This window comes from Ensifer sp. 1H6, assembly GCF_001976035.1.
Lineage (GTDB): Bacteria > Pseudomonadota > Alphaproteobacteria > Rhizobiales > Rhizobiaceae > Ensifer > Ensifer canadensis.
Genome location: NZ_MOAI01000007.1, coordinates 121419 through 134384 on the forward strand (window position 1 = coordinate 121419; position 12966 = coordinate 134384).

Here is a 12966-nt window from a genome sequence, read left to right on the forward strand (position 1 = left end):
CATCCATCGCGCATCCGCTATTCTCTAATCTCGAAAGTTACCATCTGCACGCTGCTGGCGCCGTTGTCGGCCTGCGCCTTCTTCGCGAGATTGACCGCCAATCCGCGCGTCGGCGGCAACTTCGATTGGACGACGAATGCGCGCGCTTTCTCCACCGTGAGCCTTTGATCGGCCAGACCGCCAACCCGGCAGAAGGCCAGCATGGTTTCGGCGGGCGCTGCCGTATCGAAGGTCAGCGTGCCGGTTCCCGGCTGCGGGATCAGCCTGCTTTCGCCGGGCTGCAGCGTCGTGTGGCCGATCATCTCATCTGGGATGATTTCGACATTGCCGTTTTCCTCGACATAGAGGATCTGCAGTTCGCAGGCCTGATTGACGCTGAGTTCGAACGACAGCTGGTCACCGACCTTGGCCGTCGTCGTCGGCACCTTCAAGGCAAGCTCAAGCTTGGTGCCGCCAGCCTTCTCCTGCTTGCGATAGTCAGGCGCGGCTGCGGCTACGGATTGCGGTTTTTCCTCCGACTGCTGCTCGGTGCCGGCAACGACGATCGTGCTGGTATCGAGCGGGCGCCGCTGGGCGAGCGGCTCCAGCAACAGGGCATATTGCTGTTCGACCTCGTTGCGCGGAACAGTCCCGCCAGCTTCGAGCGTCGTGACCCAATCAAGCCCGAGACGCAGGACATCCACTTCCGCTACTCGCTTGATCGCCTCAGAAAACTGCTGCGGCGTCATGTCGAACTCCGCCGCCAGAGCATCGAAGTCGAGCTCATCTTCATACTTGTCGGCAAAGTAGGTGACGATCTCGGCGTCGCCGGGTGCGTGCTTGCTCTGAAGCCCGCCATCCGGCGTCGGTTCGGTTACGTCGAGTTTTTGCAGAGCCTCGACGAAGCGTTCGCGGTCCTTGCGGTAGGCCTCGTCCAGCTCCTCCTGCTTCACGTACATGGCCAACAGCACGCCCTGCTGGTCCTTGCTGAACAGCGTCGACGTGGCGATATGCTCGCGCAACTGATCACGTTTCGACAGAATGCCATCGGCGTGGCAATCGAAGCAGGAGCGGGCATTGACGATCTCCACGCCCTTGCCGATCGGCCGGTCACGGAACGAAACGATGGTCGTCGGCCCGACATCGAGCTGTTTTCCTGCCGCGGTCGACAGATAATAACCCTGCATGCCGTTGGGCAGTGAAAAGATCATCTCGCCACCGTCGTGCTCGAACGGCACAAGGCCGGCATCGAGCGCACCCAACTCCTTGGGTCCATGCGGAAAACGCTTGAGCACCTGTTTGCCGACATCGCCGGCGAAATCGTAGGATTTCCAATAGTAGCCGCCAAACGGCATGTCGTGACGCTCGAGCATGCGATTGTGGTCCGATACGCCGGACGAACCGTCAGCAAAGCCGGCACGCAGAACGTTACGCCGCCTTATGTTGTCGTCGACATCGATCTTGAAGCGCGTTTCCAGCTCGCGAATATGCGTCGGCAGCTTCATCAGTCTGTTATAGACCTCCGGCCGGGCGCCATTGCTCATGAACCAGTCGATCCGCATGATCGGCAGTTGCGTATGCGTCTCGGTGGAAAGCGCCTGAAGCGACGCATCGCTCGTCGGATCAACGCCGTAGAAATAGCGCTTGATCAGGAAATCGTAATCAGCGTTATCCCACTGCAGCTCGCGCAGATCGACCCGGACGAGCAGACCATTGGTGCCGTCCACCTCCGCCGGCACCACCAGCTTCGGGCCATAGGACAAGGAATTCAGCAGCTTCTTGAAGCCACCGGCCAGCACGTCCATGCGCTTCATGAACGTGGCGTCGTCTTCGCAACCCATCATGCCGTTATACTGGTCACGGTAGGAGAAATAGCGCATGTGCTGACGATCAAGCGCACTGACCTTGGAAATGTCCTTGAGCGCCGCCTCGACGAACTGGTCATGGGACAGCATCGGGCGCGATCGGGCGGGTTTGGTGGCTGCCGTCTGCGGCAGGTTCTTTTCGCTGAGCGAATTGATCCAGTCCTCGAGCACCTTGACCTCTTCGTCCGTCGGGCGCTTGCCAAGCGGCATGCGGCCGCTGGTGACCGAGGTGAAGAGGCGCGATTTCGCGGCATTGCCCGGCGTGACGAAATTGGCATCGGCGGCGATCGATGTCAGCTCACCGGCGGGGTAGCTGCCTTGAGAGCTTTCACCCGGCCCATGGCAGTTGCGGCAATACTTGCCGATGAAGGCATCGGCCTGTTGGGCGACTTCGGCATTGTCGCCGGTCAGCGCCGTCGAGGCCGTGGTCTCCTTGCACACTGCCGTCACAGACTGCGCCACCGGCGCCGGTGCTTTCACCTCGCGATCGGACAGGAACGCGTAGATCGCGCGACGATCGTCGTCGCTGAGTATCGAAAGTCCCTTGGCGATCCGTCGCATGACCGGGTCGCTGATCGGTGCGCCCGAAAGCTTCTTGCCTTCGTCTATAAGGCCCGTGGTAAACACTTCCGGCGCAGTGAGCCCCGCCATCTTCGCCTTGCCGATATCCGGTGCGACCGCACCGGTCAGCCCCTTCTCGCCGTGAAAAGCTCTTTCCAGGTCGAGCCCATAAGTCGTCGTGCGCGGCGTGTGACAGTCGCCACAGCCACCGACATTTTCGACCAGGTAACGGCCACGCTCCATCTGCGACGCTTCGCGCGGCTGGTAGGCTTGAACTGTGAAATTGCTGCGTTTCCAGAGAGTTATGGTCGTTTGCCGACTAAAAGGAAAAGCGATCTCATGTTCCTTCGAGACGGCGTCTGATTGCGGCAAGGTCTCGACGTAAGCCTTGATATCGAGCACGTCCTCCGGCTTCATACCGCCATAGGATGTGTAGGGCATGACCGGGTAGAGATTGTTGCCGTCACGATCAAGCCCGACCATGACAGCGTTGAGGAACTGGGCGTTGCTCCAGCCACCGATGCCGTTGGCATGGGGCGAAATGTTCGGCGCGTAGAAAGTGCCGATCGCCGTGTTCATCTCCATGCCGCCGGACAGCAGTCCAGTTTCGTCGCCCGACCCGTGGCAGGCGCCACAACCAGCGGCGTTGAACATGTACTTGCCGTTCTCGACATTCGCCTTGTAGGTCGAGAAGGCGTCCTCGGCGAAAGCGTCGCGCACCGATGCGACGCCGGGACAGAGCATGGCGGCCAGCAGACCGGCGGCCAGAGCCAGTGCGTGCCTATTGCGGATGCCGGCACCTGACGAGACGTTCGCTCGCATTTCACGCAGACTGCGCATGGCCGTACTCCCTTAATCCAAAAATCTTCAATAAAACTGCTATCGAAACTGAAACTGTTCGAACTCTACGCGACGCGGCTTCTTTCCAAGCTCTTTCAACCCTTTGACGATCGCCTCCCGCAGCGGCGCAGGACCGCAGAACCAAAGATCGGCCTCGCCCGGATCGATGACGCTGCCCGCCGCCAGTTTGGCCGCGTCCAGCCGCCCGTCTGTGGCCGAATCGTGCAGCACGAAGCTGAAGTTGCCGAGCTTTTCCGCCTGCGCCTCGAAGGTTTCAAGGCCGATGGCTTCCTTTCGGTCGCGCACGCAATAGACCATGTGGATGTCCTGGTCCTCATCGCCCTTCAAATGGCTGGCCATGGCGAGAAACGGCGTGACCCCGATACCTCCGGCAAGCCAGATCTGCTTCTTCGCCCCGCGTCGGTGATTGAACTGGCCGTATCCGCCTTCGAGCTTCAACCGGTCGCCGACAGCAATCTGATCGCGCAACGCCTGCGTATAGTCGCCGAGCGGCTTGATGGCGAAGCGCACCGTGCCGTTGCCATCGATGTCGGCGATTGTGAAGGGGTGCGGCTCGCGCAGACCAGCCTTCAGGACACGCAGGAAACCGAACTGCCCCGGTTTGGCCCTCAGCGCGCGCCCCTTTGAACGCGCCGAAATGATCGTCGCACCATCGTGCTTTTCGACCTCGGAAACCTCGTAGCATCGCGTCCTCAGCCACGGCAGAAGCTGCGTATAGGCGTAGCTGAGGATCCCGAGTGCTGCGAACGCATTGAGATAGACCGCCAGCAGCGCCGTGCTGTCATAGGGGCGCTTGATGAACATCTGGTGGAACGCGACAAGCGCGAACAAGAGCCCGATGAACCGATGGGTATAACGCCACAGGTGATAGGGTATCTCGATTCTGGTCTTCGGGATGATCTTGACGATGCTGAGAACAAGCAGCGCCGTCAGCCCGTAGAAGCCATACTTGCCGGCGGAGGCAGCAAGCTGGTTCAAACCGCTGGTGAACGACAGCCCCTTGAAATCAGGCGTCAGGAAATAATGGACGAGAATGAGCATCAGCACGGAGATGCCGATCCGGCGATGAAGGTGATAGATGCGGTCGAGCCCGCCGAACAGCGGTTCGATGACGGGCGGACGTGCCGCCATGAACTGCGCAATCGCCATTCCGACGAAAGCCATCGAGGACGCCATCAGCGAGAACGTCGTCTGCGCGTTCGTATGGCTGACCGCCGGGACGGCAAGCAGCCCCGCAAACACAATCAGCGACCAGACCAGAAACGCACCCACCTTCAGCCCAAGCCCCTCAACGTCGATGTCCGACGTTCTTTTTAGAGAAGACTGACAAGCAGTTTCCTCTTCGTCAACACCATTCAAGGCTGGAACGGCCGAACGAGCACTTTTATTCAGGCCATTGAAATCTGAAGCTTTTACCGACTCATAATGATTACTTCGACCAGCATAATCCTTCCTGATTAGTGGTCATCAGTTCGTTTGCCATCGAAACGAAACTGTGCCACGTTCTGATATATCAGAAACTGTGGGATGCGTATGTCGGTTCACTCCCAGGCCCACCTCGCCTATCTCGCCCTCGAGCGACTGATCGTCACGCTCAAGCTTGTGCCCGGCATGCTGCTGACGGAAAAGCAGCTGATCGAGCTTGCCGGTCATGGCCGTACGCCCGTGCGTGAAGCCATTCAGAAACTCGCCTGGCAGGAACTGATGGAGGTTCGCCCGCGTGTCGGCCTGCAGATAACGACAATCGGGCCGGACGATCGAGCGCATGTGATGCAAACCCGTCAAAAGCTGGAACCGCTGGCGGCAAGCCTGGTGGCGGAGCATGCCGACGCGGATGCACGACGAGCCATGAAGGGATGCGCCGCAGAGATGAGCCGATGCGCGGATGCCGGCGATCTCGAAGGCTTCCTCGTGGCCGACAAGGTCTTCGATGAACTGATGGAGGAGGCCTGCCCCAATACGTTCCTGACGGCCGCCCTCGCCCCGCTGCAGACGCACGCTCGACGCATCTGGTTTGCCGACGCAACCGTTGAGCGAATGCGCGGATCGGTCGACCGCCACATCGAGGCGATCGACGCCATCGTGCTTGCCGACGCCGAGGGTGCCGCGGCGGCGATGTCAGCCTTGATGGACTACCTGGCTCGGGATTGAGGCATCAGGCGCCCGGCAACATGCTGCCCGTCTTCAGCCGACGTACATGCCAGTCGAAGGCTTCCTCGAGGATATGCGGCGTCTGCCCCGCACGCGCTGCAACAGCCCGCTTGAAGTAATCCCCCAGCAACTCGCGGTAAGCGGGATGGCAACAGTTGCGGATGATGATCGGCGCGCGCTCGCGCGGCGCCAGCCCGCGGAGATCCGCAAGCCCGTGCTCGGTGACCAGAATATCGACGTCATGCTCCGTGTGGTCCACATGGGAAACCATCGGCACCACGGACGAGATCGCCCCACCCTTGGCCACCGATTTGGCGACGAAGATCGACAGGAAGGCGTTGCGGGCAAAATCGCCGGAACCGCCGATGCCGTTCATCATGTCGGTGCCGCCGACATGGGTCGAATTGACGTTGCCGTAGATATCGAACTCGAGCGCGGTGTTGATGCCGATGACGCCCAGGCGCCGGATGATTTCCGGGTGGTTGCTGACCTCCTGCGGCCGCAGGATCACCCTGTCCTTGTAGGCGCGGATGTTGCGAAAGACGCGATCGGCCCAGGCGCTGCTCAGCGTCATCGATGCCGCCGAGGCGAAGCTGAGCTTGCCGGCCTCAAAGAGCTCGAAGGTGCTGTCCTGCAGCACTTCGCTGTACATGCGCAGATCATGAAAGGGGCTGTCGACGAGGCCGCTCAGAACCGAATTCGCAATAACGCCAATACCCGCCTGCAACGGGTTCAACGTCATGTCGAGCCTACCCTTGCGCACCTCGTCCTGAAGAAAGCCGATCAGGTGGCCCGCGATCGAATTGGTCTCGGCATCGGGCGGCGAAATGCGCGCGGCACTGTCCTGCTTTTCGGTGATGACGATCGCGGCAATCTTGTCCGGATCAACAGGGATATAGGGCGAGCCGACGCGAATGTCGCAGGCAACGACCGGGATCGGCGTGCGCGATGGGCGTTTCGCCGGGATGTAGATGTCGTGCAGCCCCTCAAGCTCCGGGCTGTGGCTGAGATTGAGCTCGACAATCACTTTCTTGGCGAGGATCGCAAAACTTGCGGAGTTGCCGACCGATGTCGAAGGAACGATGCCGCCATCCTCGGTGATCGCCACGGCCTCGACGACGGCATAGTCGATCGGGCTGATCTGGCCGGAGCGGAGTTGCTCGACGGTCTCAGACAGATGCTGGTCGATGAACATGACCTCGCCGCGGTTGATCGCCGCGCGAAGGGCCGGATCGGACTGGAAGGGAAGCCGGCGTGCGAGAACACCCGCTTCCGTCAGGATCTTGTCGATGTCGTGCCCAAGCGAGGCCCCGGTCATCAAGGTGATGCGAAACTTCTCCTGCGCCGCACGCTGCGCCATGGCCAACGGCACCGCCTTGGCGTCGCCTGCCTTGGTAAAGCCGCTCATGCCGATCGTCATGCCATCCTCGATGAGCGCCGCCGCCGCCTCCGGCGTGACGATCCGGTCATGCAACGATTTGCGGCGAATTCTGGTCTCAAGGCTCATGGGCCACTCCCTGCAAGATCCGCTGTCGCCGGCGATCTCCGGCGGGGACTCCTTCTTGGCCGTTCGTTCCGCATGGACGCGGTCGAGCGACATATGAAAATGCTGGGGAACGATAGTGTCTGCGAAAGGCTGCCGGTACGCTGATTGCTCAGATCGGGGCTGCCGGAAACGCATAGCTCATGCTCCGGTCGCGACTGTCGCACAGATGCGAAAAAGGGCGCACCCGATGATGCGCCCTCCAAATGCTGCGACGATGTTTCGTATCTTGTCGTCAGTTAGCCGACAAAGGCGCGCTCGATGACGAACTCGGCCGGCTTGTTGTTGGACCCCTCGGTCAGGCCTGCGGCCTCGAGGATTTCCTTGGTGTCCTTCAACATTGCCGTCGAGCCGCAGATCATTCCGCGATCGATGGCTGGGTCGAGCGGCGGCAGACCGAGATCGGCAAAGAATTTGCCGTTGACCATCAGGTCGGTCACACGGCCCTTGAAGGGATAGTCCTCGCGGGTCACCGTCGCATAATGGCGAAGCTTGTCGCCGACGATCTCGTTCAGGAATTCGTGATTGCGAATTTCCTCGACGAGGTCGAAACCGTATTTCAGCTCGGCCACATCGCGGCAGGTGTGCGTGAGGATGACTTCCTCAAACTTCTCGTAGGTCTCGGGGTCGCGGATCAGGCTGGCGAAAGGCGCAATGCCGGTGCCGGTCGAGAACATGTAGAGCCTGCGGCCGGGAACCAGCGCGTCGAGCACCAGCGTGCCGGTCGGCTTCTTGCGCATCAGCACCTTGTCGCCTGGCTTGATCGCCTGCAGGTGAGATGTCAGCGGGCCATCAGGAACCTTGATCGAGAAGAATTCGAGTTCCTCGTCCCAGGCCGGGCTTGCGATCGAGTAGGCGCGGTAGACGGGTTTGTCGCCGACCATCAAACCAATCATCGCAAACTCGCCGGAGCGGAAGCGGAACTCCGCAGGACGGGTCATGCGGAAGCGGAAGAGCCGATCCGTATAGTGGGTGACGCTCGTCACCGTTTCAACGAAGACACCGGCGGGTGCCTGGATCGCGAAATCTTCCGTTTTTGCCGGAGCATTCATCGTGGCTACAGTCCTGTAAATGATGACCCTGTCTATCAACAATACGCGGATATTCCAAGCCGCACTCAACGGGAAGGAATTCCCTTCTAAATATAGTCGCTTTCGCGCATTTCGGCGTGCTTCACACTGTCGCGGTCAGCACTGCCTTCAAGAAACGCGCCGCCAGCTATAGGACCTGGCGTCAGCAGAGGGTCTCGCGGTCGGCTGATAGTGGTTGGCGATACCGGGCAACCGGCCTTCCGTCAGACGCTTCAGGGCCGTGGCATTGGTTACCGCGAAACTGTCGACGCCGCAACGCAGCATCAACGGGATCTGATCGATCAGAACGTCGCCGACAGCCCTCACCTCACCGGCAAAACCAAGCCGCGCGCGCAGCAGCGACGCATGGCTGAAAGCCCGCCCGTCATTGAAGGCCGGGAACGCGACCGCGACCAGCGCAATACGATCGAGATAGGGTTGTAGCTTGGCAACGTCATCTGCAGGAGCGACGACTACGCCTAAACCCACCTCGTCCGTCTCAGCCACCTTGGCGAGAAACGTCTCGAAGCCGAGTATCGCCTTCTCGTTGGAACCCGCTTTGGTCTCGTCGTTTTCGATGATCCAGGGATCGTCGCTCACAAAGCCGGTTTCTTTCCAGATTTTTGTCATGTCCGTTCCTTGCGCCTCAAGCGGCTTCCTGTGCGCTGCCGCCGTAGAGCGCGTCCTTGAAGGGTTGCGGGCCGACGCGACGGTACGCTTCGAGGAACGTCTCCGACTTGTCATTGCGCAGCCCGAGATAGGTATCGACGATCGTTTCGATCGCGTCGGTCACCTTTTCCGGTTCGAAACCGCGACCGATGATCTCGCCGATCGACGTGTTCTCGTCGCCGGAGCCGCCGAGCGTGATCTGATAGAGTTCCGCCCCCTTCTTCTCTACGCCGAGCAGGCCGATATGGCCAACGTGGTGATGGCCGCAGGCATTGATGCAGCCGGAGATCTTGATCTTCAGTTCGCCGATCTCAGCCTGACGTTCAGGCGCGCCGAAGCGCGTCGAGATCTCCTGCGCCACCGGGATGGAGCGCGCATTTGCAAGCGCGCAGTAGTCGAGCCCGGGACAGGCAATGATATCGGTGATCAGTCCGGCATTGGCTGTCGCCAGGCCGGCAACGACGAGCGCCCGGTAGATCGGCTCCAGATCAGCCAGAGCCACATGCGGCAGGATCAGGTTCTGCTCGTGGCTGACACGGATCTCGTCGAAGGCATACTCCTCGGCGATGTCTGCAACAGCCTCCATCTGCGCGTCGGTCGCGTCCCCCGGAATGCCGCCGATCGGCTTCAGCGAGATCGTCACCATGCCGTAGTCCGGATGCTTGTGCGGCTGCACGTTCTGGTGAACCCAGCGTGAGAATTCCGGATCGGTCTTCTTCCAGCGCGCCAGACTTTCCCAGCCCTCGGCACGCGGCTCCAGCGCTGGCGGCGCGAAATAGGTGGAGATGGCCTGAATATCAGCTTCTGGAAGCTTCAGCTCCGTATCCTTCAGCGCCGCGAACTCGACCTCGACCTGACGGGAAAGCTCTTCGGCACCGGTTTCGTGGACGAGGATCTTGATGCGCGCCTTGTACTTGTTGTCGCGACGGCCATGCAGGTTGTACACGCGCATGATCGCCGTCGTGTAGGACAGCAGGTCCTCTTCCGGCAGGAAGTCCCGGATCTTCTTGGCAATCATCGGCGTGCGGCCCTGTCCGCCACCGACATAAACGGCAAAGCCGATGCGGCCGTCCTCATCCTTTTTCAGGTGCAGGCCGATGTCGTGCACCTGGATCGCGGCGCGGTCGCGCTCAGCACCTGTGACAGCAATCTTGAACTTGCGCGGCAGGAACGAGAATTCCGGGTGAACGCTCGACCATTGTCTGAGGATTTCGGCATAAGGCCTTGGATCAGCGACTTCATCGGCAGCAGCGCCGGCGAAATGATCGGCCGTCACATTGCGAATGCAATTGCCCGACGTCTGCAACGCGTGCATCTCGACGCTTGCCAGCTCATCCAGGATATCCGGCGTGTCGGAAAGGCGCGGCCAGTTGTACTGGATGTTCTGACGGGTGGTGAAGTGGCCATAGCCGCGGTCATACTTGCGGGCGATGTGGGCGAGCATACGCATCTGGCGGCTGGACAGCGTGCCATAGGGGATCGCAACGCGCAGCATGTAGGCGTGCAACTGCAGGTATACGCCATTCATCAGGCGCAGCGGCTTGAATGCGTCTTCGGCCAACTCGCCACTCAGGCGGCGCTCGACCTGATCGCGGAACTGGTCGACGCGCGAGGAGACGAAGGCATGATCGAATTCATCGTAACGGTACATGTTGTATCGGTTCCTCAGGCAGCAAAGTTCGGGCCGGCAAGGCCATTGTATCCGGCGGCATAGGGGATCGAAGGGCCTTCGGCCCGGATACGCTCGCGCATGCGCAAGGGCCGCAGGGTGCCGTTGACTTCCTCGACGTCGACGACATTGGCATCGACCACCTTGTTGTCGTCGAAGGCAACCTTGCCTGTCGCTTCCAGTGCGGTGACCGCCTCGGCATGGCGGGCGATGAAGGCCTGCTGGAGCGATTCGACCCAGTTGCCCGAGGCATCCAGCCAGACGGATATGCCATCCGAAAGCCGATTTGCCGTCAAAACCTTGTTCACCATGACGTTTCCCTTAGTTCAGAATCTGTTCGCTGCGCTCCGCAGCTTCGATCTTCGTTTGCTTGTTGGTGCGTTTGCCCGCCACCAGAGGCTCGGAACGCTCGAAATTCGCGCCGGCGACAGCGTCACCGATAATGACCATCACCGGGCCGGAAAGTTCCGTGCGGCCCTCTAGGTCCGGCAAGTCCTTCAGCGTGCCATGCATCAGCCGGCGATCGGCACGGCTGGCGTTCTCGATCACAGCCACGGTGGTTTCTGCGGGCAAGCCCGCCTGCATCAAGCGACCGGCAACCGACGCAGCGACAGTGCGGCCCATATAGACGGCGATCGTGGCGCCGGAGACGGCAAGCCGCGCCCAGTCGGGCAGCACTTCACCGGTCAGATCATGGCCGGTTGTAAAGACCAGTGACGACGCGACGCCGCGCAGGGTCAGCGGCAGTTCGAAATCGGCAGCAGCGGCAAAGGCGGAAGTGATGCCCGGCACGATCTCATAGGTAATGCCCGCATCGCGCAATGCTGCCATCTCTTCGCCAGCACGGCCGTAGACAAGCGGATCGCCGGATTTCAGGCGAACGACGCGCTTGCCCTCACCCGCGAGCTCCACCAGCAGCTGGTTGATCTCGTCCTGCGACTTCGTGTGGCAACCCTTGCGCTTGCCGACGGAGAGCCTTTCCGCATCGCGGCGACCCATATCGACGATCGCCTGCGGCACCAGCGCATCATAGACGATCGCATCGGCTTCCATCATCACGCGCTGCGCCCTGAGCGTCAGCAGGTCTTCGGCGCCCGGACCGGCGCCGACGAGCCAGACGTGGCCCGCGGTGGCATGCGCGGCATCAAGCAGGCGAGAAGCCTCGCGGCGCGCGGCGGCGACATCACCCAGCGCAACCTTGTCCGCAACCGGCCCCTGGAAGAAACGGCGCCAGTACAGGCGGCGCGCAACGCCGCGCGGCACCAGTCGATCGACGGCATCACGATAGCTGGCTGCGAGCGACGCAACGAGCCCCAGCGACGGCGACAGCAGCTGGTCGATCTGTGCCCGGATCATCTGGGCAAGCACCGGGCCGGCGCCTTCGGTGCCGATCGCAACGGCAACTGGTGCGCGATTGACGAGCGCCGGCGTGAAGAAATCGCAGTAGTCGGGCTGGTCGACGGCATTTGCCGGGATTTTCTGTTCGCGTGCAGCAATGACGATCTGGCGATCCTTGGCCGCATTGCCAGTCGCGGCAAACACAAGGATGACGCCTTCAAGCTGGTGCGGAGCGAAGGTATCGCGCACGGTTTCAATCACGCGCTCGCCGAGGTATGCCGCGAAGTCTGCCTCGGGCGCGTCCGCGTAGACGACGATCGAAGCTTCGGTGTTGAGCAGCAACCGCACCTTTGCAAAGGCCTCGTCGCCATTGCCGAACACCGCCACGCGCTTTTGCGCGACGCGAAAGAATGCGGGAAAGACGGAGAGCTGCTGCACCATGTTCTTGCAATCGGTTCCTACTACAGGCTCCGCTGAATATCCCGCATAGCCCACGGCAATTGAAGAAACAGAAATTTCAATGGCTTTCGGGTCACGTATTGTTTTGCTCGGCCATGCAGCATTTTGAGCAAATATCTCCGGAAGGGCCGGCCGGTGGCGCTGTCGGTGGCCATTGCGCCAAAGGGGCAACCTCCGTTAAATGCCGCAACACATCTGCCGGAGACTGAAGACATGACACAATCCGAACTGGCCGAACGGCTGCTCAACGTGATCGAGCAGGACATCCTGCCCCTGACGGAAAAGGGTGTCGCCGCAGGCAACAAGGTGTTCGGCGCCGCGATCCTGCGCAAAACAGACCTTTCTCTCGTTCTCGCCGAGACCAACAACGAGACCGAAAACCCGCTCTGGCACGGTGAAGTGCACACGCTCAAGCGCTTCTACGAGATGGCAGAAAAGCCTGACACGCGCGATCTGATCTTCCTTTCCACGCACGAGCCTTGCTCGATGTGCCTGTCGGCGATCACCTGGGCGGGCTTTGACAATTTCTACTATTTCTTCAGCCACGAAGATTCGCGCGACAGCTTCTCCATTCCGCACGACCTGAAGATCCTGAAGGAAGTGTTCCTGCTTGAACCCGGCGGCTACGCGCAGAACAACGCCTTCTGGACGTCGTCGTCGATCGCAGCGGTCGCAAAGGACGCCGACCAGTCAACGCGAGAGAAGCTTGCGGCCCAGGACGCGCGCATCCGCGAGCGCTATCAGCACCTGTCCGACAGCTACCAGTCGGGCAAAAACGACAACGCCATTCCGTTGAACTGA

10 protein-coding genes are annotated in these 12966 nt (G+C 60.9%); 2 read left to right on the forward strand and 8 right to left on the reverse strand.

The features are described from left to right. Positions 1-17: 17 nt before the first annotated feature. On the reverse strand, positions 18-3245 hold the full coding sequence (locus BKP54_RS10625) for a c-type cytochrome (protein ID WP_057205076.1): 3228 nt from the start codon (positions 3243-3245) through the stop codon (positions 18-20). 39 nt (positions 3246-3284) lie between these two features. Beyond that, a complete protein-coding gene (locus tag BKP54_RS10630) occupies positions 3285-4538 on the reverse strand; it encodes a ferric reductase-like transmembrane domain-containing protein (RefSeq protein ID WP_025426794.1) in 1254 nt (417 codons plus the stop codon). Between the two features lie 261 nt (positions 4539-4799). Between BKP54_RS10630 and BKP54_RS10635 the strand changes: the two genes are divergently transcribed. Beyond that, positions 4800-5417 (forward strand): GntR family transcriptional regulator, encoded by a 618-nt coding sequence (locus tag BKP54_RS10635; RefSeq protein ID WP_025426793.1) that lies wholly within the window; start codon positions 4800-4802, stop codon positions 5415-5417. Positions 5418-5421: 4 nt separating this feature from the next. Here the strand turns inward: BKP54_RS10635 and BKP54_RS10640 are convergent, their stop codons facing one another. The 6 genes from BKP54_RS10640 to cysG form a co-directional block, all read right to left on the reverse strand. Continuing rightward, the gene (locus BKP54_RS10640; RefSeq protein ID WP_025426792.1) at positions 5422-6924 is read right to left on the reverse strand and encodes an acetyl-CoA hydrolase/transferase family protein; all 1503 of its coding nucleotides are present in this window, start codon (positions 6922-6924) and stop codon (positions 5422-5424) included. Positions 6925-7199: 275 nt separating this feature from the next. Continuing rightward, entirely contained in the window at positions 7200-8012 is an 813-nt protein-coding gene (locus BKP54_RS10645) for a ferredoxin--NADP reductase (protein WP_025426791.1), read from the reverse strand. Between the two features lie 147 nt (positions 8013-8159). Continuing rightward, positions 8160-8660 carry a DUF934 domain-containing protein gene (locus tag BKP54_RS10650; RefSeq protein WP_025426790.1) on the reverse strand — a complete coding sequence of 167 codons (501 nt, stop codon included), beginning with the start codon at positions 8658-8660 and terminating at the stop codon, positions 8160-8162. A gap of 16 nt (positions 8661-8676) precedes the next feature. Continuing rightward, positions 8677-10350 (reverse strand): nitrite/sulfite reductase, encoded by a 1674-nt coding sequence (locus BKP54_RS10655; protein WP_025426789.1) that lies wholly within the window; start codon positions 10348-10350, stop codon positions 8677-8679. 14 nt (positions 10351-10364) lie between these two features. After that, positions 10365-10679: a DUF2849 domain-containing protein gene (locus tag BKP54_RS10660; RefSeq protein ID WP_025426788.1), complete on the reverse strand. Its 315-nt coding sequence runs from the start codon at positions 10677-10679 to the stop codon at positions 10365-10367. Between the two features lie 10 nt (positions 10680-10689). Further along, a complete protein-coding gene (gene cysG / locus BKP54_RS10665; protein WP_025426787.1) occupies positions 10690-12147 on the reverse strand; it encodes a siroheme synthase CysG in 1458 nt (485 codons plus the stop codon). A gap of 231 nt (positions 12148-12378) precedes the next feature. Here cysG and BKP54_RS10670 point away from each other — a divergent pair, with 231 nt between their 5' ends. Further along, entirely contained in the window at positions 12379-12966 is a 588-nt protein-coding gene (locus BKP54_RS10670) for a nucleoside deaminase (protein WP_025426786.1), read from the forward strand.